Origin of the sequence: Microbacterium sp. KSW4-4, from assembly GCF_023091185.1 — a bacterium.
In the GTDB taxonomy this organism is placed as follows: domain Bacteria; phylum Actinomycetota; class Actinomycetes; order Actinomycetales; family Microbacteriaceae; genus Microbacterium; species Microbacterium paraoxydans.
On record NZ_JAHWXJ010000001.1, the window covers coordinates 620289 to 646714 of the forward strand.

Annotated in this window: 23 protein-coding genes and 1 pseudogene; 9 read left to right on the forward strand and 15 right to left on the reverse strand. The window is 68.9% G+C overall.

Translation table 11 applies throughout. The features are described from left to right. Positions 1-26 precede the first annotated feature (26 nt). From era to KZC57_RS03180, 10 genes are all read right to left on the reverse strand, one after another. Positions 27-923 carry a GTPase Era gene (era, locus tag KZC57_RS03135; RefSeq protein ID WP_247641020.1) on the reverse strand — a complete coding sequence of 299 codons (897 nt, stop codon included), beginning with the start codon at positions 921-923 and terminating at the stop codon, positions 27-29. Next, complete coding sequence (locus KZC57_RS03140; RefSeq protein ID WP_025103687.1) at positions 916-2208, reverse strand: hemolysin family protein; 1293 nt, start codon at positions 2206-2208, stop codon at positions 916-918. Before KZC57_RS03140 ends, era begins: the two co-directional genes overlap by 8 nt. Continuing rightward, a complete protein-coding gene (ybeY, locus tag KZC57_RS03145) occupies positions 2205-2666 on the reverse strand; it encodes an rRNA maturation RNase YbeY (protein ID WP_060922186.1) in 462 nt (153 codons plus the stop codon). The genes KZC57_RS03140 and ybeY overlap by 4 nt, the downstream gene beginning before the upstream one ends. Then, entirely contained in the window at positions 2663-3688 is a 1026-nt protein-coding gene (locus KZC57_RS03150) for a PhoH family protein (RefSeq protein WP_231919667.1), read from the reverse strand. Before KZC57_RS03150 ends, ybeY begins: the two co-directional genes overlap by 4 nt. Before the next feature lie 46 nt (positions 3689-3734). After that, on the reverse strand, positions 3735-4082 hold the full coding sequence (locus KZC57_RS03155; protein ID WP_060922187.1) for an HIT domain-containing protein: 348 nt from the start codon (positions 4080-4082) through the stop codon (positions 3735-3737). Between the two features lie 37 nt (positions 4083-4119). Next, positions 4120-4848, reverse strand: coding sequence for a 16S rRNA (uracil(1498)-N(3))-methyltransferase (locus KZC57_RS03160; protein ID WP_105949961.1), 729 nt, complete (start codon positions 4846-4848; stop codon positions 4120-4122). Positions 4849-4850: 2 nt separating this feature from the next. Beyond that, positions 4851-5963 (reverse strand): molecular chaperone DnaJ, encoded by a 1113-nt coding sequence (gene dnaJ / locus KZC57_RS03165; RefSeq protein WP_060922189.1) that lies wholly within the window; start codon positions 5961-5963, stop codon positions 4851-4853. 36 nt (positions 5964-5999) lie between these two features. Continuing rightward, positions 6000-7031: a heat-inducible transcriptional repressor HrcA gene (gene hrcA, locus KZC57_RS03170; RefSeq protein ID WP_060922190.1), complete on the reverse strand. Its 1032-nt coding sequence runs from the start codon at positions 7029-7031 to the stop codon at positions 6000-6002. A gap of 107 nt (positions 7032-7138) precedes the next feature. Beyond that, on the reverse strand, positions 7139-8356 hold the full coding sequence (gene hemW, locus KZC57_RS03175) for a radical SAM family heme chaperone HemW (protein ID WP_247641021.1): 1218 nt from the start codon (positions 8354-8356) through the stop codon (positions 7139-7141). Then, the gene (locus KZC57_RS03180; RefSeq protein ID WP_060922192.1) at positions 8356-9009 is read right to left on the reverse strand and encodes a DUF1990 family protein; all 654 of its coding nucleotides are present in this window, start codon (positions 9007-9009) and stop codon (positions 8356-8358) included. The genes hemW and KZC57_RS03180 overlap by 1 nt, the downstream gene beginning before the upstream one ends. A gap of 283 nt (positions 9010-9292) precedes the next feature. On the opposite strand from KZC57_RS03180, the gene KZC57_RS03185 reads away from it, so the two are divergent. After that, positions 9293-9619: a GIY-YIG nuclease family protein gene (locus KZC57_RS03185; protein WP_144881219.1), complete on the forward strand. Its 327-nt coding sequence runs from the start codon at positions 9293-9295 to the stop codon at positions 9617-9619. Positions 9620-9914: 295 nt separating this feature from the next. Here KZC57_RS03185 and lepA read toward each other — a convergent pair whose 3' ends face one another. Continuing rightward, on the reverse strand, positions 9915-11783 hold the full coding sequence (lepA, locus tag KZC57_RS03190) for a translation elongation factor 4 (protein WP_025103696.1): 1869 nt from the start codon (positions 11781-11783) through the stop codon (positions 9915-9917). Between the two features lie 242 nt (positions 11784-12025). On the opposite strand from lepA, the gene KZC57_RS03195 reads away from it, so the two are divergent. The 6 genes from KZC57_RS03195 (at position 12026) to KZC57_RS03220 (ending at position 18844) form a co-directional block, all read left to right on the forward strand. Then, the gene (locus tag KZC57_RS03195) at positions 12026-13009 is read left to right on the forward strand and encodes an ABC transporter permease (protein WP_060921467.1); all 984 of its coding nucleotides are present in this window, start codon (positions 12026-12028) and stop codon (positions 13007-13009) included. A gap of 2 nt (positions 13010-13011) precedes the next feature. Further along, a complete protein-coding gene (locus KZC57_RS03200; RefSeq protein WP_060921466.1) occupies positions 13012-13932 on the forward strand; it encodes an ABC transporter permease in 921 nt (306 codons plus the stop codon). Beyond that, on the forward strand, positions 13929-15857 hold the full coding sequence (locus KZC57_RS03205) for an ABC transporter ATP-binding protein (protein WP_247641022.1): 1929 nt from the start codon (positions 13929-13931) through the stop codon (positions 15855-15857). The genes KZC57_RS03200 and KZC57_RS03205 overlap by 4 nt, the downstream gene beginning before the upstream one ends. A gap of 133 nt (positions 15858-15990) precedes the next feature. After that, positions 15991-17700: an ABC transporter family substrate-binding protein gene (locus KZC57_RS03210; RefSeq protein ID WP_060921464.1), complete on the forward strand. Its 1710-nt coding sequence runs from the start codon at positions 15991-15993 to the stop codon at positions 17698-17700. A gap of 165 nt (positions 17701-17865) precedes the next feature. Continuing rightward, positions 17866-18045, forward strand: coding sequence for a hypothetical protein (locus tag KZC57_RS03215; protein ID WP_060921463.1), 180 nt, complete (start codon positions 17866-17868; stop codon positions 18043-18045). A gap of 67 nt (positions 18046-18112) precedes the next feature. Continuing rightward, positions 18113-18844 (forward strand): alpha/beta fold hydrolase, encoded by a 732-nt coding sequence (locus KZC57_RS03220; RefSeq protein ID WP_247641023.1) that lies wholly within the window; start codon positions 18113-18115, stop codon positions 18842-18844. Here KZC57_RS03220 and KZC57_RS03225 read toward each other — a convergent pair. After that, positions 18836-20074, reverse strand: coding sequence for an MFS transporter (locus tag KZC57_RS03225; RefSeq protein ID WP_247641024.1), 1239 nt, complete (start codon positions 20072-20074; stop codon positions 18836-18838). The genes KZC57_RS03220 and KZC57_RS03225 overlap by 9 nt on opposite strands. After that, positions 20071-21546: pseudogene (locus KZC57_RS03230) on the reverse strand (glycoside hydrolase family 1 protein). Before KZC57_RS03230 ends, KZC57_RS03225 begins: the two are co-directional and overlap by 4 nt. 119 nt (positions 21547-21665) lie before the next feature. Between KZC57_RS03230 and rpsT the strand changes: the two are divergent. Then, the gene (gene rpsT / locus KZC57_RS03235) at positions 21666-21926 is read left to right on the forward strand and encodes a 30S ribosomal protein S20 (protein WP_060921459.1); all 261 of its coding nucleotides are present in this window, start codon (positions 21666-21668) and stop codon (positions 21924-21926) included. 67 nt (positions 21927-21993) lie between these two features. On the opposite strand, the gene holA is transcribed toward rpsT, so the two are convergent. Then, positions 21994-23031: a DNA polymerase III subunit delta gene (gene holA, locus KZC57_RS03240; protein ID WP_071329524.1), complete on the reverse strand. Its 1038-nt coding sequence runs from the start codon at positions 23029-23031 to the stop codon at positions 21994-21996. 34 nt (positions 23032-23065) lie between these two features. After that, entirely contained in the window at positions 23066-25411 is a 2346-nt protein-coding gene (locus KZC57_RS03245; protein WP_247641025.1) for a ComEC/Rec2 family competence protein, read from the reverse strand. 262 nt (positions 25412-25673) lie between these two features. Between KZC57_RS03245 and KZC57_RS03250 the strand changes: the two genes are divergently transcribed. Next, positions 25674-26423 (forward strand): DUF2510 domain-containing protein, encoded by a 750-nt coding sequence (locus KZC57_RS03250; RefSeq protein WP_247641026.1) that lies wholly within the window; start codon positions 25674-25676, stop codon positions 26421-26423. The last annotated feature ends 3 nt before the right edge of the window (positions 26424-26426 follow it).

Genomic DNA, 26426 nt, shown 5'->3' on the forward strand with positions numbered 1-26426 from the left:
CCTCCGACGTCCTGCTGTCCGGCATGTCAGAACCCGAGCCGCCCGAGCTGCTTGGGGTCGCGCTGCCACTCCTTCGCGACCTTGACGTGGAGCCCGAGGAACACGCGGGTCCCGAGAAGCTCCTCGATGCCGGCGCGGGCGCGCGCTCCCACGTCGCGGAGACGCTTGCCCCTGTGGCCGATGATGATCGCCTTCTGGCTGTCCCGCTCGACGACGATGGAGGCATGCACGTCGGTGAGGTCGCTGTCCTCCCGCGGGGAGATGTCATCGACGACGACGGCGATCGAGTGCGGGAGCTCGTCGCGCACGCCGTCGAGCGCGGCCTCGCGGATGATCTCCGCGATCCGGTCTTCCACGGACTCGTCGGTGGTGACGCCCTCGGGGTAGAGTGCGGGCCCCTCCGGCATGAGCTGCAGGATCTCGTCCGCCAGCACCTCGAGCTGATCCCGCGTCAGCGCCGACAGCGGGATCACCGCGGCCCAGTCCTCCCGGAGGGAGTCGACCTCCATCAGCCGCTCGGTGATCTCGTCGCGACCCGCGGCGTCGGTCTTGGTGACGATCGCGATCTTCTGCGCACGCGGGTAACCGTCCAGCGAGGCGGCGATGCGGCGGTCGCCGGGACCGACCTTCTCGGTCGCGGGCACGCAGAAGCCGATCACGTCCACGTCGCCCAGGACCTGCTCCACGAGATCGTTCAGCCGCTCGCCGAGGAGTGTGCGCGGCTTGTGGATGCCGGGAGTGTCGACGATGACGAGCTGCCCGTCCGGCCGGTTGAGGATGCCGCGGATCGCGCGGCGCGTGGTCTGCGGCTTCTCGCTGGTGATGGCGATCTTCTCGCCGACCAGGGCGTTGGTGAGCGTGGACTTGCCCACGTTCGGCCGCCCGACGAAAGTCACGAACCCGCTCCGGGTGTCTTCAGTCATCGCGCCGCTCTCCTTCATCCTGCACTTCTTCGGGCTCTGCCGCCCGTTCCACGAACACCGTCGCGATCCCGCGCCCCCGCCCGCGGGACGCGCCCCCGGTGAGCACGAGCCCGTGGACTGTCGCCGTCGCACCGGGCTGCGGCACCTGGCCGAGCGTCTTGCCGAGCAGGCCGCCGATGGAGTCGACGTCCTCGTCCTCGAGCTCCAGACCGAACAGATCGCCCACGTCCTCCAGTGAGAGCCGGGAGCTCACCCGATAGCGGCCGTCGCCCAGGTCGACGAACTCGGCGGACACCTGATCGTACTCGTCCGAGATCTCCCCCACGAGCTCCTCGATGAGGTCCTCCAGCGTCACCAGGCCGGAGATCCCGCCATGCTCGTCGATCACGAGACAGACGTGCACGGCGTCGCGCTTCATCTGCTGCAGCAGCGTCTCCGCGCGCATCGACTCGGGGACGAACGTGGCCGGCCGAGCGATCGGACGGATGGATGCTGCGCGCCAGGCGCTGTCGTCCCGGTACGCGAACTGCACGAGGTCCTTGAGATACAGCACCCCGACGACGTCGTCGGCCTCATCGTCGACGACGGGCATGCGGGACACCCCGCGATGAAGGAAGAGCGACATGGCCTCGTCGGTCGTCGCCTCCGCGCCCACGGTGACCATCTCGGTGCGCGGCACCATCACCGCCCGGACGAACTGGTCGGTGAAGTCGAACACCGAGTGGATGAGATCGCGGTCGTCCTCCTCGATGAGGTCGTTGGACGCGGCCTCATCGACCATGCTGAGCAGCTGGTCCTCGCTGGAGAACGAACTGCGTCCGGTCCCCGGGGTGACACGGTTGCCCAGGACGACGAGCCCCTGGGCGATGGGACCCAGGATGATCCGGAGTCCGCGCACGATGGCCGCGCTCCCGCGGATCATGCTCTCGGCGTGCTGGTGACCGAACGTCCGCGGACTCGCCCCGACGAGGACGAAGGTGATGCCGGTCATCAGGATGGCGGCGGCGAGCATCGCCCACCAGATGTTCTCGAAGACGATCGTGAACGCCACGGTGACGAGCACGGCGGCCGTCACCTCCGCGAGAACACGGATGAAGGCGACGGCGTTGACGTGCGCGTCCAGGTCGGCGGCGATGCGCCCGAGGGCCTTCGCACGGCGTCCCTCGGTCGCCATGTCCTCGAGTCCGGCGCGCGAGGTCACGCCGTATGCCGCGTCGATCGCGGCCATGAGGCCGCCGAACGCCACCAGCAGCACCGCGGCGACGAGCAGCAGCAGCTCCGTCATCGCCGGCGGCGCTCGGACGCGGCGAAGCCCTGGATGAGCTGCTTCTGCAGCCCGAACATCTCCCGCTCCTCATCCGGCTCGGCGTGGTCGAACCCGAGCAGGTGCAGCAGCCCGTGCGTGGTGAGCAGGATGAGCTCGTCCATGAGGGTGTGGCCGGCGGCCTGCGCCTGCGTCTCCGCGACCTGCGGGCAGAGGACGATGTCGCCGAGCAGCCCGGGAGGCGTCGGACGGTCCTCGGTGCCGGGCCGGAGCTCGTCCATCGGGAAGCTCAGGACGTCGGTCGGCCCCGGCTCGTCCATCCACTGCACGTGCAGCGCCTCCATGGCGCCCTCGTCGACGAGCACGATGGCCACCTCGGCGTCCGGGCTGACGTGGAGCTGCGCGAGGTTGAAGTCCGTCAGCCGCTGCAGCACGGTCTCGTCGACATCGATGGCCGACTCGTTGTTGATCTCGATCATGAGAGCCCTCGTTTCGGCATGCGGTCGCGTGGTCCTGGTCGCTGGGCGCCGCGGCGCTCGGCGCGGTTGGCGAACTCGTGCGCCTGCTCGCGCTCGGCCCGCTGCGCCACGCGCCGCTCGTCGTACTCGCTGTAGGCGTCGACGATGCGCCCCACCAGGGAGTGCCGGACCACGTCGTCACTGGTGAGACGGGAGAAGTGGATGTCGTCGATGCCGTCGAGCACCCGGGTGACCAGGCGGAGGCCGGAAGCGCCCTGCGGGAGGTCGACCTGGGTGATGTCGCCGGTGACGACCATCTTCGTGCCGAACCCGAGACGGGTGAGGAACATCTTCATCTGCTCGGGCGTGGTGTTCTGCGCCTCGTCGAGCACGACGAAGGAGTCGTTGAGGGTGCGTCCGCGCATGTACGCGAGGGGCGCGACCTCGATGGTGCCCGTCGCCATCAGGCGCGGCACGATCTCCGGATCCATCATCTCGTTGAGCGCGTCGTAGAGCGGCCGCAGGTACGGATCGATCTTGTCGGTGAGCGTGCCGGGAAGGAACCCGAGGCGCTCCCCCGCCTCGACCGCTGGACGGGTGAGGATGATGCGGGTGACCTCCTTGCGCTGCAGCGCCTGGACGGCCTTGGCCATCGCCAGGTAGGTCTTGCCCGTTCCGGCCGGACCGATGCCGAACACGATCGTGTTCTCCTCGATCGCGTCGACGTACTCCTTCTGACCGAGGGTCTTCGGCCGGATCACCTTGCCGCGCGTGGAGAGGATCGCCTCGCCCAGCACCTCGCTGGGCCGCGGGCCGCCGTCCTGACGCAGCATGCGTGCCGAGCTGGACACGTCGCTCGGGGCGAGATCGTGCCCCGCCTTGGTCATCGTGAGGAGCTCGTCGACGAGGGTCTTGGCCTTGGCGACGGCCTCGCGCGCGCCCGTGAGGGTGATCTCGTTGCCGCGGACGAGCACCTGCACGTCGCGGTGCTCGCGCTCGAGCATCCGCAGCAGCCGGTCCTGCGGACCGAGCAGCTGCACCATCGCGACGCCGTCGGCATAGAGCCGTTCGGTGACGTTTTCCTGATCGTCAGAAGCCAACGAGCTTGTTCTCCTCGAGGTTGCCGAGCACATGGGCGTGCACGTGGAAGACGGACTGCGCGACACTCGCGCCGTTGTTGAAGATGAGGCGGTACTCGCCGTTGGCGTGTTCCTCCGCGATGCGCTTGGCGGCGGCGACCATCTCGGCCAGCAGGGCGGGATCCCCGGCCGCGAGCTCGGTCACGTCGCGGTACTCCTCGGTCTTGGGGATGACGAGCACATGGAGCGGCGCCTGCGGATCGATGTCGCGGATCGCGAAGACGCGGCCCGTGTCGAGCAGGATCTCCCCGGGGATGTCCCCGGTGAGGATGCGCGTGAAGATCGAGGGTTCGCTCATGCTCTCAGCTTACTGGGGGGACGCGCGGCGCGGCCGGTCACCAGCGCCCGAGGGCCGCGGACAGCACGGCGATGGCCGCGGGGCCCGCCGTGGACGTGCGCAGCACGGTGTCGCCGAGCAGCACGCGTTCGGCGCCCGCGGCCGTGAGCTTCTCGAGCTCCTCCGGAGCGATCCCGCCCTCCGGACCCACCACGAGCACGAGGTCACGGTCGTCCGGCACCAGCGCGGAGAGCCGCGCGGGCGCGGTCGGGTCGAGCAGGAGCACGCGCTGCGTCGCCGCGCGGCTCGCGAGCTGTGCGGTCGTCTCCGGGGCGGCCACCTCGGGTACCCAGGCACGGTGCGCCTGCTTCGCGGCCTCACGGACGATCGTCGCCCAGCGCTCGCGCCCCTTCACCGCCTTCGGTCCCTCCCAGCGCGACACGCTGCGACCCGCCTGCCACGGCACGACCTCGTCGACACCCAGTTCGCACGCGGCCTGCACGGCGAGCTCGTCGCGGTCGCCCTTCGCGAGCGCCTGCACGAGCACGAGGCGCGGACTCGCCGGCTCGTGCTCGACGCGCTCGGTGATCCGGACGTCGACGCGCGACGGCGACACCTCTTCGGCGACGCCGGTCAGCCAGACGCCCCGGCCGTCGCCGACCGTGACGGCCTCGCCGACGCGAAGCCGCCTGACGACGGCCGCATGCTTCGCCTCGGCACCGGTCAGCGAGACGAGGCCGCCCGCCGCAGCGTCACCCGCGGATTCGACGAGGAAGTGCAGGGCCACGATCAGTGGGTGCGGAAGCGGTCGCGCAGCTTGGAGAACAGACCCTGCTGGAACTGCGCGAGCTGCGGGCCCGGCGCCTTGTTCTTCTTGGCGAAGTCCTCGATGAGCTTGCGCTGTGCGGAGTCGAGCTTGGTGGGGGTGACCACCTGCACGCCGACGCGGAGGTCGCCGCGCTGGGTGCCGCGCAGCGGCGTGATGCCTCGCCCCTTGATGGTCAGCACGTCACCGGACTGCACACCGGCGCGGATCTCCAGGTCGACCTCCCCGTCGAGACCCTCGATCGAGGTCTCGGTGCCGAGGATGGCATCGGTCATGGACACCTCGAGCGTGGCGAGCAGGTCGTCGCCGTCACGGCTGAACGCGGGGTGCGGGTTGACGGTGACCTCCACGTAGAGGTCGCCGTTCGGGCCGCCCGCGCGGCCGACCTCGCCGGAGCCGGGGAGCTGCAGCCGCAGTCCGGTCTCGACGCCCGCCGGGATGTCGAGGGACACCGTGCGGCGCGAGCGGACGCGTCCCTGCCCGCCACAGGTTCCACAGGGGTACGGGATGGTCGTGCCGTAGCCCTCGCAGGTGCCGCACGGCTGGGAGGTGACGACGTTGCCGAGAAGGCTCCGCACCTGACGCTGCACATGCCCCGTGCCGCCGCAGATGTCGCAGGTGACCGGCGACGTGCCTTCCTGGCAGCACGAGCCCTGACAGGTCTCGCAGAGCACGGCCGTGTCGACCTCGATGTCGCGGTGTGCGCCGAAGACGACGTCGCCGAGGTCGAGGGTGACCCGGACGAGCGCGTCCTGACCGCGCTCTCGCCGCGATCGCGGACGGGCGCCGCGTCCGCCGCCCTGTGACGCACCGAAGAACGTCTCGAAGATGTCGCCGAAGCCGCCGAAGCCGCCGAAGTTGTTCGCGCCGTCACCGCCGCCCATGTCGTAGCGTCGGCGTGACTCCTCGTCGCTGAGCACGTCGTAGGCGTGCGTGACGAGCTTGAACTTCTCCGCGGCTTCCTCGCCCGGATTCACGTCCGGGTGGAGCTGCCGTGCCAGGCGCCGATACGCCTTCTTGATCTCATCGGTGGAAGCGTCCCGGGACACCCCGAGAACCTCGTAGTGGTCCGCCACAATCGCCCTTCTGCGTGTGTTTCCGTGGGGGCCGCCTCAGCGGCCGGCCTCGTCGTCGTCGAGCATCCGCGACAGGTAGCGGGCGACCGCCCGTGCCGCCGCGAGGTTGCTCGGATAGTCCATCCGGGTGGGCCCCATGACACCGACCCGCGCGGTCCCCGAGGGCGCCGCGTAGTTGCTGGCGACGATCGACGCCTCGCCGAGCCCGAAGGAGGCGTTCTCGGTGCCGATGCTCGCCGCGAGGCCGTGCTCGTCGGGCACCATCTCGCTCATCAGCCGCAGCAGCGTGACCTGCTCCTCGATGGCCTCGAGGAGGGGGTGGATGCTGCCGCGGAAGTCCTGTTCCCGCCGCGCCAGGGTCGCGGCTCCGGCCATCACGAGCCGCTCCTGCCGGAAGCCGCCGAGTTCGTCGATCACGACGCCGGCGACCGCGCGGAGCACACGATCATGGGGCGTCTCCTCCGTGGCGAGGAGCGCCTGAAGCCGGTCGGAAGCCGACGCGATCGCCTGCCCGGTGATGAGGGCGGACAGTCGCGCGCGAAGCACCGCGAGGTCCGCTTCGTCGATCGTGTCCGGCAGTGCGGTGATCCGCTGGGACACCCCGCCCGCGTCCGTCACGAGGACGATGAGGAGCCGGTTGGGGGCCAGCGTGACGAGCTCCACGTGGGTCACGTGCGCTCTCGCGAACGACGGATACTGCGCCAACGCTACCTGTCCGGTGAGTTGCGTGAGCACGCGCACCGTCCGGACCATCAGATCGTCGAGGTCGGCCGGGTCGGCGAGGAACGACTCGATGGCGGAACGCTGCGCGGTGGAGAGCGGGCGGAGCTGGGCGAGGTGGTTGACGAACACCCGGTAGCCCTTGTCCGTCGGCACGCGTCCGGATGACGTGTGCGGAGCCGTGATCAGCTCCTCGTCCTCCAGCTGCGCCATGTCGTTGCGGATGGTCGCCGCCGAGACGCCGAAGGAATGACGGTCGACGATGGAACGACTGCCCACGGGCTCGTGCGTCTCGACGTAGTCCTGCACGATCGCGCGGAGGACCTGCAGCCCTCGCTCTGTGACCATGGGTTCCCCTTCCCGCCGACCGGATGCTGGCACTCTGCCGCCCCGAGTGCCAATCCTACCTCCTGCGACCGGGAGATCTCCGAAGGCGGACAGCCCGGCGTCGCGGCTCAGTCCGTCAGCTCGCGCACCACGGCATCGGCGAGGAGACGGCCGCGGAGCGTGAGCTGGACGCGCCCGCGAATCGCCGCCGCCGCGTCGATCAGGCCGTCGGCGATGAGCCCGGCCACCCGATCCCTGTTCTGCTCCGGGACGTCTGTCACCGCGATCCCCTCGCGGATGCGGCTGAGGAGGAGGATGCGCTCGAGCGTCTGCGCGTCCGGGTCCGGCCTTTCGCGCCCTGCTGCCGGCGACGACGAGGCCGCCAGCCGCTGCGCGTAGGCGGCGGGATGCTTGACGTTCCACCACCGGAGGCCGGCGACGTGGCTGTGGGCGCCGGGGCCGAAGCCCCACCAGTCGCTCCCTCGCCAGTACGCGAGGTTGTGGCGCGACCGCTGCCCCTCGCTGCGAGCCCAGTTGCTGACCTCGTACCACTCGAACCCGGCGGCGGCGAGGCGCTCGTCCGCCAGCTCGTACATGTCCGCCTGCAGGTCGTCGTCCGGAGTCGGCACCTCACCGCGACGGATCTGTCGCGCGAGCTTGGTGCCGTCCTCGATGATGAGGGCATACGCGGAGACGTGGTCCGACTCCAGGGCGAGGGCGGCGTCGAGCGAGGCCTCCCAGTCGGCGAGGCTCTCCCCCGGTGCGCCGTAGATGAGGTCGACGCTGACCGCGAGTCCTGCATCCTTCGCCGCGGCGACGGCGGTGCGCACGTTCTCGGGCCGGTGCGTCCGGTCGAGCGCGGCGAGGACGTGCGGAACGGCGGACTGCATGCCGATGGACAGCCTCGTGACCCCCGCCTCGGCGAGGATGCGCGCGACCTCCGGCGTCACGGTGTCGGGATTGGCCTCGACCGTGACCTCGGCGCCCGGTGCGAGTCCGAACGCCGCGGTGGCCGCTCCCAGCATGCGGGCGAGGTCTCCCGCGGGAAGCAGCGTGGGCGTGCCGCCGCCGAAGAAGACCGTGTCCATCGGGCGCAGCGCTCCGGCCTCGTCCAGGACGGTACGCGCCAGGGCGATCTCGCCGATGAGGGTGGACGCGTAGTCCTCCTGCTTCGCTCCATGCAGCTCGCCGGACGTGTACGTGTTGAAGTCGCAGTAGCCGCAGCGCACGCGACAGAACGGGATGTGCAGGTAGGCGGAGAACGGCGTCTCGGCGGAGATCGGAAGGTCTGCGGGGAGCCGCCCGTCCGCGGGCGCCGGATCCCCGAGCGGAAGTGGTCCCGCCATCACACCGGGGTCGCGTAGAGCGGGGAGATCGCGCGGAGATAGCGCGCGAAGAGCTCGCGACGGCGGCGCTTCATCAGTGCGGGAACGAGACGGTAGAGCAGCGTGTTCGGGGCGTCGAAGGCGCGGACCGTGAACCAGACCTCGTCGTTGTCCTCTCGCCAGTCCACGTCGAACGACTCCTCGCCGCTCACGACGGAGCCCCCGACCGTGCCCAGCACGAAGCCGATCCGCCGGGTCTCCTCGGTGACGGAGATCACGCGCAGCTCCGAGTCAGCGCGCATCCCACCCACTCGGCCGCTCAGGCGCAGCGTCATGCCCGCGCCCACGAAGGGCACCCCCTCCGCGTCATACCGCGGCTCCACGTCGCGCTTGCTCGGTGCGATGGGGTTGCCCTCGGCATCGAAGCTCACGCCGGCGTACGCGGGGCCGGGAGCAGGGCGGACGTCTTCCACCGACAGCCCGGCCGCACGCTGCGCCGTCCAGGACAGCAGGGCTTCGCCGGCCGTCTGGAATCGCTCCTCGCCGCTCCCGATCCGCCAGGATTCCTCCGCCGGGATGCTGCGCTCCGGCGGGTACTGCATCAGATCGGGGGCGTGGGTCGCACCCACGGCCGCATAGTCCACCGTGTCGTCTCGGAAAGTCCCGCGCCGCATGAGTTCCAGCCTACTTCGGGTTCCCTGAGCGAACACCCCCCGCGCCGCACGCCGTCACATCCCCCGGCGTCGACCGGGTCCCTGAGCCTGTCGAAGGGTGGGTCCCTGAGCCTGTCGAAGGGTGGGTCCCTGAGCTTGTCGAAGGGTGGGTCCCTGAGCTTGTCGAAGGGTGGGTCCCTGAGCTTGTCGAAGGGCTCCTCCACAAAACGCTCGGTCCCTGAGCTTGTCGAAGGAATCGCCCATGCCCCGGGAAACCCGCACACACCTCCACCATGATGGCCGGATGCCATGGACCTACATCCTCGAATGCCGTGACGGCAGCTTCTACACGGGCAGCACGAACGGCGACCTCGAAGCCCGCATCTGGGAGCACAACCACGACGACGCGTTCGCCGCCATCCATACGCGCCACCGGAGACCGGTCTCGCTGGTCTACGCGGAGCACTTCGACACCGTCGACGCGGCCTTCTTCCGGGAGAAGCAGATCCAGGGATGGAGTCGTCGGAAGAAGATGGCGTTGATCGAGAATCGGTGGGAGGACCTTCCGTCGTTGTCGAGGTCGTACAGTGCGCTTCGACAAGCTCAGCGACCCAGCGCGGACGGACCCTGAGAACCGCGCGTTTCGACACGCTCAGCGACCCAGCGCGGACGGACCCTGAGAACCGCGCGTTTCGACACGCTCAGCGACCCAGCGCGGACGGACCCTGAGAACCGCGCGCTTCGACAAGCTCAGCGACCCAGCGCGGACGGACCCTGAGAACCGCGCGCTTCGACACGCTCAGCGACCCAGCGCGGACGGACCCTGAGAACCGCGCGCTTCGACACGCTCAGCGACCCAGCGCGGACGGACCCGCTTCGACAAGCTCAGCGACCCAGCGTGGACCGACCGGCTCAGCGGCGGTGGGCTACTTCTTGTCCTTGGTCTCGACGTCGCCGGAGAGCGCGGCGATGAACGCCTCCTGCGGAACCTCGACGCGGCCCACCATCTTCATGCGCTTCTTGCCCTCCTTCTGCTTCTCGAGGAGCTTGCGCTTTCGGGTGATGTCACCGCCGTAGCACTTGGCGAGCACGTCCTTGCGGATCGCGCGGATCGTCTCGCGGGCGATGATGCGGGCACCGATCGCGGCCTGGATCGGCACCTCGAACTGCTGGCGAGGGATGAGCTTGCGCAGCCGCTCCGCCATCATCGTGCCGTAGGCGTAGGCCTTGTCCCGGTGCACGATCGAGCTGAACGCGTCGACCTTCTCGCCCTGCAGGAGGATGTCGACCTTGACCAGGTCGGCCTCCTGCTGCCCCGACGGCTCGTAGTCCAGGGACGCGTAGCCCTGCGTCTTTGACTTGAGCTGGTCGAAGAAGTCGAACACGATCTCGCCGAGCGGCATGTTGTAGCGCAGCTCGACGCGCTCTTCGGAGAAGTACTCCATGCCCAGCAGCGTGCCGCGCCGCGACTGGCACAGCTCCATGACGGTGCCGACGTAGTCCTTGGGCAGCAGGATCGCCGCCTTCACCATCGGCTCCGACACCGAGCCGATACGGCCGTCGGGGTACTCGCTCGGGTTCGTCACGGTCACCGTCTCGCCGGTGTCGCTCGTCACGACCTCGTAGATCACGCTCGGGGCGGTGGTGATGAGGTCGAGGCCGAACTCCCGCGAAAGACGCTCGGTCACGATCTCCAGGTGCAGCAGGCCGAGGAACCCGCAGCGGAACCCGAAGCCGAGCGCCACGGAGGTCTCCGGCTCGTACTGCAGCGAGGCGTCGGAGAGCTTGAGCTTGTCCAGCGCCTCGCGCAGTTCGGCGTAGTCGCTGCCGTCGATCGGGTAGATGCCCGAGAAGACCATCGGCTTGGGGTCCGTGTAGCCGGGAAGCGCCTCCGCCGCGGGCTTGCGGGCGTTCGTGATCGTGTCGCCGACCTTCGACTGCCGCACATCCTTCACGCCGGTGATGAGGTAGCCCACCTCGCCGACGCCGAGCCCCTTGGTCGGAGTGGGCTCCGGGCTCGACACGCCGACCTCGAGGGCCTCGTGGTTCGCGCCGGTGGACATCATCTGGATCCGCTCGCGGGGCGAGAGGCTGCCGTCGACCATCCGCACGTAGGTGACCACGCCGCGGTAGGCGTCGTACACGGAGTCGAAGATCATGGCCCGCGCGGGTGCGTCCGCGTCGCCCACCGGTGCCGGGATCTCCTCGACGATCCTGTCGAGGAGATCCTCGACGCCCATGCCGGTCTTCCCCGAGACACGCAGCACGTCCTCCGGCTTGCCCCCGATGAGCGAGGCCAGCTCCTTCGCGTACTTCTCGGGGTCGGCGGCGGGGAGGTCGATCTTGTTGAGGACGGGGATGATGTGGAGGTCGTTCTCCAGCGCGAGGTAGAGGTTGGCCAGCGTCTGGGCTTCGATGCCCTGCGCCGCGTCGACGAGCAGGATGGCACCCTCGCACGCGGCCAGCGACCGGGAGACCTCGTACGTGAAGTCGACGTGACCGGGGGTGTCGATCATGTTGAGCGCGAACACCTCGTCCGGGCCCTGCGCCTGCCCCAGAGCCCACGGCATCCGCACCGCCTGGCTCTTGATCGTGATGCCGCGCTCGCGCTCGATGTCCATCCGGTCGAGGTACTGGGCGCGCATGTCCCGCTCCGCGACCACACCGGTGATCTGGAGCATGCGGTCGGCCAGGGTCGACTTGCCGTGGTCGATGTGGGCGATGATGCAGAAGTTACGGATCTGCGCAGCCGGCGTCGCGGCAGGCTGAAGCGGGGTGAGAGCGCGTGGGGACATGTCCCGTCGATTCTACGGTGAGGGTCCTCATAATCCCCATTCGTGCGTATCGGTGATAGTCTCCCGAAGTTGCCCGGGATCAATCCGTGACACCGGATCCCGTAAGCGATACGACTCCGTCACAGACTCCGTGAGGGCTGTCGCGTCGCGCGGAACGGCGGATGAAACCCGATCATCCGCCCGGCTCAGCGTTGCGTCGGCAGACCCCGAGCGCGTCTGGAGAAGAGAAAGACAAATCCCCCTTGATCAAGTACCTCGCGCGCCGTGCCCTCGGCTGGCTGCTCATGATCGTGGTCGCGACGAACCTCACCTACTTCCTCGCGTGGGGCTTCCTCGATCCGCGCAGCAACTACGTGGGTCGGCGCCCTCCGCTCAGTCCTGAGCAGATCGACAACGTCCTCATCCCCCGCAACCTGAGCGACACAGTCCCGCTGATCGAACGGTGGTGGAACTGGTTCTCGGGGATTCTGCTGCGATGGGACTGGGGCGTCAGCCCGACGGGGCAGTCGGTGAACGAGCAGGTCGCCTATCGCATGTGGGTCAGCGCCGAGCTCGTCCTCGGCGCCACGATCATCGCCGCCGTGCTCGGCGTCTGGCTGGGCGTGTACACCGCCTCTCGTCAGTACAAGCTCGCCGACCGCATCGGCCAGGCGACCTCGATCATCACGATGAACATCAACATCATCGTGGCGGGTCTCGCCGTGGTACTCCTCGCCATCGCCCTCAACGAAGCGACCGGCGTGCGCATCTTCTACGTCACCGGCTCCTCCAGTCCCGGGGTCACCGGCTTCTTCCCCACGATCGTCGATGCGCTCCAGCACGTCACCCTGCCGACCATCGCTCTGGTGCTGGTCGGTTACGCCCAGTATCACTTCCTTCAGCGCTCCCTGCTGCTCGACAACATCAACGCCGATTACGTCCGCACGGCGCGCGCCAAGGGGCTCACGAAGGCCCAGGCGATCCGGAAGCACGCGCTCCGCACGTCCCTCATCCCGGTCGCCACCCAGGTCGCCTTCACGATCCCGACGATCTTCACCGGCGCGATCCTGACGGAGACGATCTTCGCCTGGCAGGGCATGGGGCGCTACTTCCTCGACACCATCAACCAGAACGACATCAACGGTGTCGTGGCGGTCGCCGCGTTCGGCGCCGTTCTGACCGCGATCGGCGCCGTGCTGGCGGACATCATCGTGGTCATCCTCGACCCGCGAGTGAGGGTGAGCTGAAAATGACCACGGAAATGATCGATCCCCTCGTCGAGCCGCCCGTCGGGCCTCCGCAGCCCGCCGACAAGTCGCTCTCGAAGTGGACGTTGTACACGCGCCGGTTCCTGCGCAACAAGCCCGCTGTCGGCGGCATCATCGTGCTGTTCGTCCTGATCCTCTTCGCGACGCTCGGACCGTTGCTGTCGCGCTACGCCGTGAATGACATGGACTTCCTGGCTTTGAGCTCGCCCCCGTCGGCCGACCACTGGTTCGGGACCAACGGCGCCGGGAACGACACGTACACGCAGACCGCTGTCGGTCTGCAGCGCTCGCTCATGATCGCCATCACGGTCTCGCTCGGCACGACGATCCTCTCGGCACTCGTCGGCACGGCCGCCGCCTACTTCGGCGGCTGGTTCGAGCGCATCGCCCTTCTGGTGATCCACTTCATGATGGTCGTCCCGACCTTCCTCATCCTGTCGGTCGTCTCGAACGACTCCGGCGGCGTCTGGTGGGTCATCGCCCTGGTGATGATCTTCGTCGGATGGTTCTTCCCCGCGCGCATCATCTGGACGATGGCGCTGTCGCTCCGCGAACGCGAGTACGTGCAGGCCGCGCGCTACATGGGGGTCCGTGGCGGACGCATCGTCCTGCGGCACCTGGTCCCCAACATCGGATCACTGCTGGTGATCAACTTCACCCTGGGCATCGTCGCCGCCGTGACCACCGAGACCGGTCTGTCGTTCATCGGCTTCGGCGTCAAGATCCCCGATGTCTCCCTCGGCTCCCTGATCGGCGAGGGCAGCACGACCATCACGAGCTCGCCGTGGCTGTTCTACTTCCCGGCCCTCGTCCTCACTCTGCTCACCGTGTCGATGGCACTCATCGCCGACGGTCTGCGTGATGCCCTCGATCCCACCTCGGCTGCTGGAGGCCGCGCATGAGCCCCATCCTCTCCGTCCGCGACCTCAACGTCAGCTTCGCCTCTGAGGCCGGCCGTGTCCACGCCGTCCGCGGCGTCTCCTTCGACCTCGAGGCCGGGAAGACCCTTGGCATCGTCGGAGAGTCCGGGTCGGGCAAGTCGGTCACCTCCCTGGCGGTGATGGGCCTGCTCGACGAGAACGCCAAGGTGTCGGGCTCGATCATGTTCGACGGCCAGGAGCTGATCGGCAAGACGGACGCGCAGCTCTCCACGATCCGCGGCAACGGCCTGTCGATGATCTTCCAGGACCCGCTGACCTCGCTGACCCCCGTGTACACGATCGGCACGCAGCTGATCGAGGCATTGACGGTGCACCGCAACATGAGCGGCAAAGAGGCCAACGCCCGGGCCATCGACCTCCTCAAGCTCGTCGGGATCCCGGAGCCGGAGAAGCGCATGAAGGCCTTCCCCCACGAGTTCTCCGGAGGCATGCGCCAGCGCGTCGTCATCGCCATCGCGATGGCGAACGACCCCAAGCTGATCATCGCCGACGAGCCGACCACTGCTCTGGACGTGACGATTCAGGCACAGATCCTCGACCTCATCGAGAAGGCACAGGACGAGACCGGCGCTGCCGTGATGATGATCACGCATGACATGGGTGTCGTGGCCCGCACCGCCGACGACGTCATGGTCATGTACGCGGGCAAGCCCGTCGAGCAGGCCCCGGTCAGGGAGCTGTTCCACAAGACCCGGATGCCCTACTCGATCGGACTCCTCGGCGCCATCCCGCGCGTGGACAAGGCCGAGAAGGAGCCTCTGACTCCGATCAAGGGCAACCCGCCCCTGCTCATCGACCTGCCCGACGCATGCCCGTTCGCGGACCGCTGCCCCATCGTGATCGACGCCTGCCGCGCGAAGGAGCCGGAGCTTCTCCCCGTTCACACGGGAGGCGTGTCAGAACACCGTGCGGCCTGCATCCGGGCGGACGAAATCGAGGATGGCGGCATGCTCGGCGGGCTACCGGTCTACCCCGTGCGTGAGGTCCCCGAGAGCGACCTCACGCGCCTTCCCCGCGAGGAGCGGCCGATCACGCTCGAGGTGAAGAACCTCACCAAGACGTTCCCCCTTCTCAAGGGGGCATTCCTCAAGCGCAAGGTCGGTGAGGTCCACGCGATCAAGGGGATCAGCTTCGACGTGCGCGAGGGCGAGACGATGGCCATCGTCGGCGAGTCCGGCTCCGGCAAGACGACGACGCTGCTGCAGATCATGGACATGGTCAAGCAGACCGAGGGCGACATCGTGATCGCCGGCACGAGTGTCAACGACATCCGCAGCCACAAGGTCGAGCGCGCTCTGCGTCGCGACATCCAGATCGTGTTCCAGGACCCGATGGGTGCTCTGGATCCTCGCCTGACCGTCGCCGACATCATCGCAGAGCCGCTTCTCGCGATCGGAACGCCGAGCGCCGAGGTGCACCGTCGTGTCGGTGAGCTGATGGATCTCGTCGGCCTCAATCCGGCGCATCGCGATCGCTTCCCCCAGGCGTTCTCGGGTGGTCAGCGACAGCGCATCGGCATCGCCCGCGCGCTGTCGACGAACCCCAAGATCGTCGTTCTCGACGAGCCGGTCTCCGCGCTCGACGTGTCGATCCAGGCCGGCGTGATCAATCTCCTCGATGAGCTCAAGGCCAAGCTCGGGCTGTCGTACCTCTTCGTTGCGCACGACCTCTCCGTCGTCCGCCACATCGCCGATCGGGTCGCCGTGATGTACCTCGGTGATTTCGTCGAGCACGGCGATGTCGACGAGGTGTTCGACAATCCGCAGCACCCGTACACCAAGGCTCTGCTCTCGGCGATCCCGGTCCCCGACCCGGACATCGAGCGCACGCGGCAGCGCGTCGTGTTCGATCCCGACACGGTCAGCACGAAGCCGGCGACGGTCTGACACGGGCACGGCCGGGGCCGAGAGTGGTCACCGTCCGATAACGGTTAGGCGCCATTCACCGCACGGCGGCGTACCGGTATGAGGCTCGAACTATTCTTCCCTTTATGACACGCCGTAAGGCGAAAGGAGCACCATGAAGCAGTACAAGCTGATGGGAGCGCTGGCATTCACCGGCGTTCTCGCACTCGCGATCAGCGGGTGCGCTGCCGGAAACGGCGGCAGTGGCAACAGCGGCGACAACGGCGAAGCTGCCGAAGTCGAGATGGCGAACTACAACCCGCAGCCCCGCGAGAACCTGAAGGAAGGCGGCGAGGTCAACTTCGCCATCCGCGAGGTCCCCGACCAGCTCAACGCATTCAACAGCGACGGCAGCGCGGACACCGCCCGCATCGCCGCGTGGTACACGCCGCAGCTGATCCTGATGGAGCCGGACGGCACGCAGTACAAGAACGACAACTACCTGTCGGAGTGGAAGAACGAGGTCAAGGACGGCAAGACGGTCCTGACGTTCACGTTCACCGACGAGGCCCACTGGAACGACGGCACCGACATGGACTGGACCGCCATCGATGCCACGTGGAAGGCCAACCGCTCCTACGACGAGGGCTTCAACCCGAACGCGACCGACGGCTACAAGGAGATCGAGTCCGTCGAGCAGGGCGACTCCCCCAAGACGGCCATCGTGACCTTCAAGGGCGAGTTCGCCTGGCCGCAGATGCCGTTCAACGGCGGCGTGATCCACCCGGCCCTCGCCGACCCGGACGTCTTCAACGAGGCGATGATCGACAACCCGCACCCGGAGTGGGGTGCCGGCCCGTACACCGTCGACGAGTTCGACGCGAACAAGGGCTACATCTCCTTCAAGCCGAACCCCGAGTGGTGGGGCGACGCTCCGCTGCTCGACAAGGTCACCATGACGGGCATGGACGGCCAGGCTGGCGTCAACGCCTTCAAGAACGGCGAGGTCGACATGGTGGAGACGGGCTCTCAGGAGCTCATCGACCAGGTCAAGGACGTCGACGGTGCGGTCGTCTACCGCGCACAGCAGACGGCGAACACCATCCTGCAGGTCGACGCGACGAAGCCGCAGTTCGAGGACGTCAAGGTCCGTGAGGCGTTCTTCAAGGCCATCAACATCGACCAGCAGAAGCAGATCGCCTGGAACGGCCTCGGCTACGAGGAGGACCCGGCCGGTTCGCTCACCCTGTTCTCCTTCCAGCCCGGCTACACCGACTCGATGAAGGCCGCCGGCTGGGAGTTCGACGTCGAGGGCGCCAAGAAGCTCCTCGACGAGGCCGGCTGGACCGAAGGCTCGGACGGCATCCGCGAGAAGGACGGCGTCAAGCTCTCCGTCGTCTACCCCATCTGGAACGACACCGCGACCGCCAAGGCGCTCGCGCAGTCGCTGCAGGCGCAGGAGAAGGAGATCGGCATCGACGTCAAGGTCGATGTGCGTCCCGCCAGCCAGTTCTCCGACGACTACACCTCGAAGAACTGGGACGTCTCCGGACTCCGCTTCACCTCGTCCGACCCGTTCGGTGCCGCCTGGTTCTGCCAGCTCTACTGCTCGGACTCCGGTCTGAACCTGTCGGGTGTCGGTGACGCCGAGCTCGACGCGGAGATCAAGGACAAGGTCGAGTCGCAGAGCGACCCCGAGGCGCAGACCAAGGCCGCCATGGAGCTCGAGCCCGAGATCTACAAGCGCTGGGGTCTCATCCCGCTGTACAACGGCCCGCAGATCTACACGGTTCAGGAGGGTCTGGCTAACCTGACCCCGGAGCCTTACGTGGGTCTCGACCTGTTCGGCATCACGCCGGTCGAGAACGTCGGCTGGGAGAAGTAACATCCTCTGACACATCTCGTGTCGAAGCGGGGTCGGTGGTCCATCCACCGGCCCCGCTTCGTGTATCGTCGTCGCGCGAAAGGTATGGTCTCCGTTTCGGCGGGGAGGTCCCGGCTCCGCCGGGGGCTTCCGAAACGAGTGGCCGGAAACGAGATCGGAGGATCGATGAAGAACAAGATTCGCGCGGGAGTGCTCGCCCTTGGCGTTGCGGCCGTCATGGTGTTGGGGTCTGGTGTCTCGGCAGGCGCGGTCGTGAAGCCCATACCGCAGGGCGACGGCGGCGGCGGGAAGATGGGCACCAAGACGTGCTTCATCGGAGGTATGCGCGCGATCTGCCTGAAGTGAAGGCCCTCTCGTGTCGAAGCGGGGTCGGTGGTTCATCCACCGGCCCCGCTTTCCTTATGCTGAAGGCGTGACCGTCCAGACCGTCCTCGTGCACGGCATCCGCACGTCGGCCACCATGTGGCGGTCGCAGATCGAGTACCTGGAGGCACGCGAGCTCCCCGTCACCGCCGTCGACCTCCCCGGCCACGGCAGCCGGATGGACGAGGACTTCACCCTCCACGAGGCGCTGCACACGATCGACGCCGCCGTCCGCGCCGCCGCAGAGCGGGGCCCCGTCCTGCTGGTCGGGCACTCGATGGGCGGGCTGCTCTCCCTGGCATACACCGGTGGCGCGGAGCCTCCCCCCGTCGACGGACTCATCGCCGCGGCGTGCACCTCGCTGCCCCGCGGCGCGGGGCTGCGTGCATACCGACTGTTCGCCAGGGCGGTCGACTCCCTGCCCGACCGTGGCATGTGGCTGACGCAGCGGATGCTCGCTGCGACGATCCCCGAGGAGAATCGCGGTGATTTCGCCGCCGGCGGCTATGCGCTCGACATCCAGGACCAGACGCTCCGCAGCCTCGCCGCTCTGGACGTCGCCGCCGCTGTCCCCCGCATCGACGTACCCCTGTGGTTCGTGAACGGCCAGTACGATCAGCTCCGCTTGAACGAGCCCCTGTTCCGGCGTCTGGCCCCCGAGGCCGAGCTCATCGTCGTGCCGCGGACCACGCACCTTCTCACGGCCATGCGCCCGCGGGTGTTCAATGCCGTCCTCGCGCTCGCGATCGCGACGATCGAGCAGCGCACGGCGTCAGGCTGAGAGCACTCGGGGCCGCGCGGCGGCGGTGAGCGCTCCCCCGACGAGCGACAGGACAGCCGCCGCGAGGAAGACGAGCCAGAACCCGCCGGCCAGCGCGACGAGCCCGGCTCCGAGGACGGGCCCGATGAGTTGGCCGAGGGCGGCGGTCACGTTCACGATGCCGAGATCGCGCGCGTGGTCCTGCTCATCCGGGAGCAGATCGGCCGCGAACGCGAGTCCCACGGTCGAGAAGGCACCATAGCCGACGCCCATGAGCGCGGCGGCGATCATCGTCATCTCGAAGGTGGGCAGGGCCACGATCACCACGCCCGATGCCGCCTGCACGACCGTGGCCGCCACCGCGAGTCGACGCCGCTCGCCGGTGCGGTCGGAGATGATCCCGGTGATCACCGAGGCGAGCACGACGAAGACGGTGTAGACGACGATGAGAAGCAGGAGGTTGTCCTGTGCGGTCGCGCTCTCCTGGCCGAGGCCGTGGAGGAGGAAGAAGAGGAACAGGGCCGTCCCGAGAGCGTTGCCGATGTTGGTGACGAGCCGGCCGGAGAGCATCCAGGCGAAGTCGCGGTCGCGGAGCGACGCCAGGCGGGGACGCCCGATGCGCTGGGGACGGAGCGCTTCGGTGCTCGGCGGGTCCGGCAGCAGCAGCGCCGCGGCGATGCCCACCGCCGCGATGATGCCGGCGAGGAGCAGATACCCGGCGACGATGTCGAGGCCCAGCAGCACCACCAGCCCGACCCCTAGAACGATGCCGACCGCCTGGCTCGAACCGACCGCGGCGGAGGCGGCGCCGCGCTGCGTCGTCGGGAGCTGGTCGGCGATGAGAGCGGTGAACGCGGCGGAGGAGACGGCGACACCGATCGAGACGCCGATCCAGCCGGCGCCGACCGCCCACGGTCCCTCGGCGAATCCGGTGAGCACGAGACACGCGGCGGTGAGCACGACACCGCCGAGAGCCCACGGGCGACGCCGGTGCGCGCCGGCACGGGCGCGGTCCGAGAGCGCTCCGGCGAGCGGCCCGGCGACGACACCGGCGAGGCCACCCACTCCGAGCACGATCCCGGAGGAGACGACGCCACGGATCCAGTCGTCCTCCGGAGTGTCGAGCTGCAGCGGCAGGAGGAGCTGGACCGGGGTGAGCTGGACGGTCCAGATGGCGAGCCAGGCGAGGGTGAACAACGACATCCAGCGCAGGCCCGCCCTGCGGGTGGCGACGCCCGAGGTACCGCTCACGCTCGTGCCGCCTCGGCGTCGCGGGCCGCACGAGCGCCCCCGATGAGCTCGCGATACCAGCCGTAGGAGCCCTTCGGGGTGCGCTCCCCCGTCGAGAAGTCCACGTGAACGAGACCGAACCGTTGCGTGTAGCCGTCCGTCCACTCCTAGTTGTCGAGCAGCGACCAGACCGTGTACTCCTCGACGGGGACGCCGGCGTCGATGGCCTCGCCCACCGCGTCGATGTGCGCGGAGAGGTAGGCGATCCGGTCGATGTCCTCCACAGGACCGGCGACCTCGGGTTCCGGGAAGGAAGCTCCGTTCTCTCCGATGACGATCGGTGGCATGTCCGGGTGGCGGCGGTGCAGGTCGATCAGGAGAGCACGCAGCGCGGACGGCATGATCGGCCACTCGGGACCGAACCCGGTGACGGGGACTCCGGGCGTCGGCACGATCTCGAACGGGATGTCGTTCCCGGAAGCGGCGGCGGTGACGGTCGTCGGGTTGTAGAAGTTCACGCCGTAGAAGTCGATCGATCCCGCGATGCGTGCGAGGTCATCACCGAGGATGGGCAGCGGCGGAAGCCCGAGCGCCTCCAGGTCCGGTGTCGTCCCGGAGAGCAGCGGCTCGCTGAACAGCCGGTTGTGCAGGAGGTCGTAGACCGCGGCTGCGGCATGATCCTCCTCGGTGTCCCGCAGCGGCAGGACCCAGGTGTGGTTGTTGACGAGCCCCACGCTCTCCGCACCCTGGTGTCGCAGCGCGTCAGCGGCTCGGGAATGGGCGAGCAGCTGATGGTGGGCGGTCGGGAGCGCACCGTAGAGGAGCTGCCTGCCGGGTGCGAGCGCGCCGACGGCGTAGCCCTGCAGGGTGGTCATGGCGGGCTCGTTCAGGGTGTACCAGGACGACACCCGGTCTCCGAGGCGGGCGGCGACGAGGGCGACGTACTCCCCGAAGCGTTCGGCGGTGTCGCGAGCGAGCCAGCCGCCGTCGGCCTCGACCGGGCTCGGCAGCTCCCAGTGATAGAGCGTCGGGAACGGCGTGACTCCGGCCTCCAGCAGAGCATCGATGACGCGGGCGTAATGGTCCAGCGCCGCGACGTTCCCGGGCCCGCGTCCGTCCGGCTGCACGCGCGCCCAGGGAATCGAGAACCGGTACCGATCGAGTCCGAGACCGGCTGCCAGGGCGACGTCATCCGCCACACGGCGATAGCTGTCGCAGGCTGGCTCCGCCGTCGAGCCGTCGCGGATGCGTCCGGGTTTCGCGATCTCGTCGTCCCAGATCGACCGGCCCGCTCCGTCGGCACGGCGGGAACCCTCGATCTGGATGGCTGAGGTGGCGGCGGACCAGCGGAGCCGCGCACGCGCGGTCGGGTCGGTGCTGAGGGGGGTCATCGGGCTCCTTGACGTCGTCGTCGTTGAGGATGATTCTGCACCCGGTCCCACCCTCCGCGCGACGGCGTCTCGTCCGGTCGGTGTCGTTTCGCACGATCCCATCCGGTGCTGGTAGACTCGACTCTTGGCTTGCGTGTGGGTTCTTCCCTCACGACCGCCGTGCAGCAGCCCTCTTCTGCTGCCGGCACTCCGAATAACTCCTGTACAGAAAGCGTCCACACGTGGCAAACATCAAGTCGCAGATCAAGCGCAACAAGACCAACGAGAAGGCTCACGCGCGCAACAAGGCCGTGAAGAGCGAGCTGAAGACTCTCGTCCGCCAGACCCGCGCGGCCGTCGCCGCCGGCGACAAGGCCGCAGCAGAGAAGAGCCTGAAGAAGGCCTCGGTCAAGCTCGACAAGGCCGTCAGCAAGGGTGTGCTGCACAAGAACCAGGCATCGAACCGCAAGTCGGCGATCGCCAAGCAGGTCGCGGCTCTCTGAGCTTCTGACTTCCGGAAAGCCCGTCTCCTCGTGAGGCGGGCTTTCTGCTTTCCGGGAGGCGAGAGCCCTAGCCCCCGAACGGTTCACGGGTGGCGATGACCGTCACCATGCGCTCGAGCGCGAAGATGGGGTCGCGCGCCGCACCCTTGACCTCGGCGTCGGCGCGCGCGGTCGCCTGGATCGCCATTCCCAGGGAGCGCTCGTTCCAGCCCGCCAGGTCGCGCCGCGCGCGGTCCACCTGCCAGTCCTTCATCCCGAGGCGCTGGGCGAGCTGCCTGCTGGGTTCACGATTGCCGGCGACGCGCGCCATGGTGCGCAGCTTCATCGCGAACGCGGCGACCATCGGCACCGGGTCCGCACCGGAGGACAGGGCATGGCGGAGCGCCACGAGAGCCTCCCCGTAGCGACCGGCGATGGCGGTGTCGGCGACGACGAACGCCGACACCTCGACCCGGCCGCCGTAGTACTTGGTGACGACCTCTTCGGTGATGTCACCGTCGACATCGCCGATGAGCTGCTGACATGCAGCGGCGAGCTCGGTGAGGTCGTCGGCGAATGCCGAGACGAGCGCTCGGAGTGCCGGCGGAGCGATGCGCTTCTTGGCCGCCTTGAACTCCCCCGCCGCGAAGTCGACCCGGTCGCCGTCGCGCTTGATGGCGGGGCAGGCGATCTCGATCCCACCGCCGGTCCCCGCGCGGAGGGCGTCGAGGAGCTTCTTCCCGCGGACACTGGCTCCGGTATGCCGCAGAACGACGGTCGCGCCCTCCTGCGGGTTCTCCAGATACCCGATGGCCTCTTGGAGGAACGCGTCGGAGCACTTCTCCACGCCGGACACGCGGACCAGTCGCGGCTCTCCGAACAGCGACGGCGAGGTCAGGGAGAGCAGCGTGCCGGGAGCGTAGTCGTCGGCACGCACGTCGCTGACCTCGAGCGCCGGATCCTCGGCACGGAGGTAGTCGCGCACCCCGGCGATCGCGCGCTCGGCGCAGACTTCTTCCGGCCCGGATACGAGCACCAACGGCGCGGGATGAGGCTCCCGCCACGACACCTGCGGGATCTTCGTGGCCTTCGCGCCGCCGCGGGAGGGAGGACGGGAAGCTGCCATGGGACCAGCCTACCGGCGGCGTCGGACACCCGCCTCAGGGCGGCGCGACGTCGGTCCAGACTCGGAGGGCATGGTCCTCGATGCCGAGCAGGGTGCGGCCGTCGTGGTCGGTGCGGTAGACGTGCGCGCCGAGAGCCGACAGCATCTCCAGGGTCTCCCGACGCGGGTGCCCGTAGTCGTTTCCCGCGCCGACCGTGATGAGCGCCACGCTCGGCTGCAGAGCCTCGTAGAGGGCGGGCTCCTGGTCAGCGCTCCCGTGATGGGCGACCTTCACCACGTCGTATCGTGTCAACGGCGTACCGCGGAACAGCGCGCGTTGCGGGACCGCGGAGAGATCGCCGAGGAACAGGGCACGGGGCACGCCTCCCCCGGCGAACTCGGTGACGACGCTCGCATCGTTGCCCGACGGGAAGGCGACGCTGCCCTTCCGCGGCCAGAGCACTCGCCATGACGCTTCGCCGAGAGCGCCCCGGTCTCCGGCGCCGGCTGCCCGGAGGGCAGCGCCCGCCCGCGCCAGGTCGTCGAGCACGCGCGCATCGGCGTCATCGGCGGGGGGTCCGTGCAGCACGGTGTCCACTCGCCCTTCGAGCACAGCCGCACCCCCGACGTGGTCCGTGTCGAAGTGCGTGAGCACGAGCAGGTCGATGCGATCGACGCTCAGCGAGCGGAGGCATGCGTCGAGCGCCGCCGGGTCCGGACCTGTGTCGATGAGGGCGATCGCGTCCTGCGAACGCACCAGGATCGCGTCGCCCTGGCCCACGTCGCACGCGGCGATCGCCCACCCGTGCGGCGTCACGAGCGGAGCGAGCGGACCGTCGACCAACGCGCGGGAGGTGCCGACGGACGCCACGACGATGAGAACGCCGGCCGCCACGCATCGGACGATGGTGAGGACGCCGCCGGACGTCGATGTCCCCCGCGGACGAGAGCGCAACGTCACGACGTCCGGGCGCGGTCTTCCGCGGCAGCACACGATGGCGATCGCGACGCTCACCAGCGCGACCAGGGCAGCGCTCCCGAGACCCGCGGGGAGGAGCACCTGAGCGCCGGGGAGCCCGGAAGTGACATGCGCGACGGTCGCGATCCACGCCGACGGCAGCCAGGCGCACGCGGCGAGCAGATCCGCGACGGGTGGGAGAGGCGCAGCGAGACAGGCGAGCAGCCCGATCACCGTGGCGATCGGCGCGGCCGGCTCGGCGAGGAGGTTCGCGACGACCGAGACGAGCGATTGCTGTTCCGCGAACAACGCGATCACGGGCGCGCACGCGAGCTGCGCCGCCAGAGGCACGGCGATCGCCAGGGCGAGCGGACCGGGCAGCCAGCGCCCGATCCCGTTCGCCAGCGCCGGGGCGAGCAGGATGAGGGCCCCGGAGGCCACGGCGGACAGCGCGAATCCCGGGGTCGACGCCAGCCAGGGATCGGCGACGAGGAGTACGGCCACACACAGGGCCAGGATTCCGGCGCCTGCGCTCGGCCGCCCGACGAGGATCGACAGCATGCCCGCCGCGGCCATCGTGGCGGCCCGGATGACGCTCGGCTCCGGTGTCACGAGTACGACGAAGGCCGCCAGGGCGAGGGCGGCGAGCACGACCCGCAGCGCTCGCGTCCCGCCGCTCAACGCCACGATCCCGAAGACCGCAGCGACGACGACCGCGCAGTTCGCCCCGGACACGGCGGTGAGGTGGCTGAGGCCGCTCGTGCGCATGTCGACGTCGACCGCAGCGGGCACGGCGGTGGTGTCGCCCACCGCCAACCCCGGGAGGAGTCCGGCGCCGGGTTCCGGGAGCCGTGTCGCGCGCTCGACGAACGACCGGCGGAGGTCGGCAGCGAATCCGAAGAGGCCAGGTGCCGACCCTTCCACCATTCCCGCGGTGACGAAGACGACGAGCACGGCCCGCTCTCCCGGGTCCGTTTGAGCACTCTCTCCGGTCACCCGCACCTGCGCACCGAGGACGAACCCCTCCCCTTCCTCGATGCCGATGCGCACCGGACCGGCCGCCGGCGCCACGGCCCCGAGCGCACCGATGCCGCTCAGCTGCACGTCCATCCACAGACGCCCATCGCGTCCCACGGACGCCGAGGACGAGACTTCACCGACCGCTTCGACGGCTCCGCCTCCCCACGCGTGCACGGCGTCACGGCCCGCGGACTGTGCGAACACGGTGAACGCCACGGCCGCCGCCGTCGCGAGAACCACGATGACCAGTCCCCCGATCGTCGCGACTGCGCGGCGCCGGATCGCCAGAGCGGCGCCGATGATCCCCGCGGCCGCCAGGCATCCACCCGCCACCCACGCCGCCGCCCCCGGCACGAACACGCAGACCAGGGCCACACCCCAGGCACCGACCGCCACCGGCAGCAGGCGCAGATCGCGCGTCACGCCGATCCCTCCTCGGACCCCAGGGACGAACGCTGCCTCTCATGCATCGGATCACCCTAGAGTCGCGCCGGTGCCCGCTCCGCCCGCCGCGACCACCGCCGCACGAGCAGAGGACAACGACCCTGGAGGTCAGGGTGTGGAGGAGCACTTCTCCGATGGAGGAGACCGCCGGCGTCGGACGCGGTGACGACCTCGTCGGAAGCGATTGAGTAGCCTGGGTACTCGCGCGCGGCGGACGCTGCCGCGACGAGGAGGAGAGCGCATGAGTGTCCCGGCTGGGTGGTACGACGATGGTTCCGGGCGCCAGCGGTGGTGGGACGGAGCACGGTGGACCGACGCCTACGCTCCCCCTTCGGCTCCGACGAATCCCTCGCCGCCTCATCCCGAGGCGCCGACATACGGGTCGGCCGCCCCTGCGCAACAGGTCCCTGACGCTGCTTCTCGGCCGACGCCGGTCCTCGGGTTCATCGGGCTGGGCCTGGCCGTCCTCGGCGCCGTTCTCGCCTTCATCCCCGTGTTGTTCGTGGTCGGCGCGGTGATCCTGTTCGCCGGGTTCGTCGTGTCGCTGATCGGGTTGTTCACGAAGAACGCCGCGAAGTGGCCGTCGATCGTCGGCATGGTCGTGTCGGTCGTCGGCGCCGTGATCGGGGTCATCGTGCTCATCGTGTCGCTCGTGCTGGCCTCGTCGGCGCTGAACGACTCGTTGCCCGCCGAAAGCGCGCCCCCAGCCAGCGCCCAGCCATCGGACGCGCCGAGCAGCGCCAGTGAGAGCCGTCCGACACCTGAGGAGATCGGCGCGTCCGCGGAGGAGATCAACCGGTCGAACGGCCTGACCACCTATGACGACATGCCGGACTTCTACCCCTGCGTCGGGCAGTACGTCTACGACTCCGAGTTGTCCGATGAGAGCGTCCAGCTCCTGGTCGACGGACGCGATCCGCTCGAGTCCGAGCGGGACCTGGCGACCCAGGTGATCACGGATGCCACGCTGACCTGCGATCCCCAGGGGTAAGCG

Bases quoted from the DNA above. Each gene is read 5' to 3' on its own strand.
- era (WP_247641020.1), bottom strand. From the start codon at position 923: ATGACTGAAGACACCCGGAGCGGGTTCGTGACTTTCGTCGGGCGGCCG.
- KZC57_RS03140 (WP_025103687.1), bottom strand. From the start codon at position 2,208: ATGACGGAGCTGCTGCTGCTCGTCGCCGCGGTGCTGCTGGTGGCGTTC.
- ybeY (WP_060922186.1), bottom strand. From the start codon at position 2,666: ATGATCGAGATCAACAACGAGTCGGCCATCGATGTCGACGAGACCGTG.
- KZC57_RS03150 (WP_231919667.1), bottom strand. From the start codon at position 3,688: ATGGTGCAGCTGCTCGGTCCGCAGGACCGGCTGCTGCGGATGCTCGAG.
- KZC57_RS03155 (WP_060922187.1), bottom strand. From the start codon at position 4,082: ATGAGCGAACCCTCGATCTTCACGCGCATCCTCACCGGGGACATCCCC.
- hrcA (WP_060922190.1), bottom strand. From the start codon at position 7,031: ATGGTCACAGAGCGAGGGCTGCAGGTCCTCCGCGCGATCGTGCAGGAC.
- hemW (WP_247641021.1), bottom strand. From the start codon at position 8,356: ATGGCGGGACCACTTCCGCTCGGGGATCCGGCGCCCGCGGACGGGCGG.
- KZC57_RS03180 (WP_060922192.1), bottom strand. From the start codon at position 9,009: ATGCGGCGCGGGACTTTCCGAGACGACACGGTGGACTATGCGGCCGTG.
- KZC57_RS03185 (WP_144881219.1), top strand. From the start codon at position 9,293: ATGCCATGGACCTACATCCTCGAATGCCGTGACGGCAGCTTCTACACG.
- lepA (WP_025103696.1), bottom strand. From the start codon at position 11,783: ATGTCCCCACGCGCTCTCACCCCGCTTCAGCCTGCCGCGACGCCGGCT.
- KZC57_RS03200 (WP_060921466.1), top strand. From the start codon at position 13,012: ATGACCACGGAAATGATCGATCCCCTCGTCGAGCCGCCCGTCGGGCCT.
- KZC57_RS03205 (WP_247641022.1), top strand. From the start codon at position 13,929: ATGAGCCCCATCCTCTCCGTCCGCGACCTCAACGTCAGCTTCGCCTCT.
- KZC57_RS03210 (WP_060921464.1), top strand. From the start codon at position 15,991: ATGAAGCAGTACAAGCTGATGGGAGCGCTGGCATTCACCGGCGTTCTC.
- KZC57_RS03215 (WP_060921463.1), top strand. From the start codon at position 17,866: ATGAAGAACAAGATTCGCGCGGGAGTGCTCGCCCTTGGCGTTGCGGCC.
- holA (WP_071329524.1), bottom strand. From the start codon at position 23,031: ATGGCAGCTTCCCGTCCTCCCTCCCGCGGCGGCGCGAAGGCCACGAAG.
- KZC57_RS03250 (WP_247641026.1), top strand. From the start codon at position 25,674: ATGAGTGTCCCGGCTGGGTGGTACGACGATGGTTCCGGGCGCCAGCGG.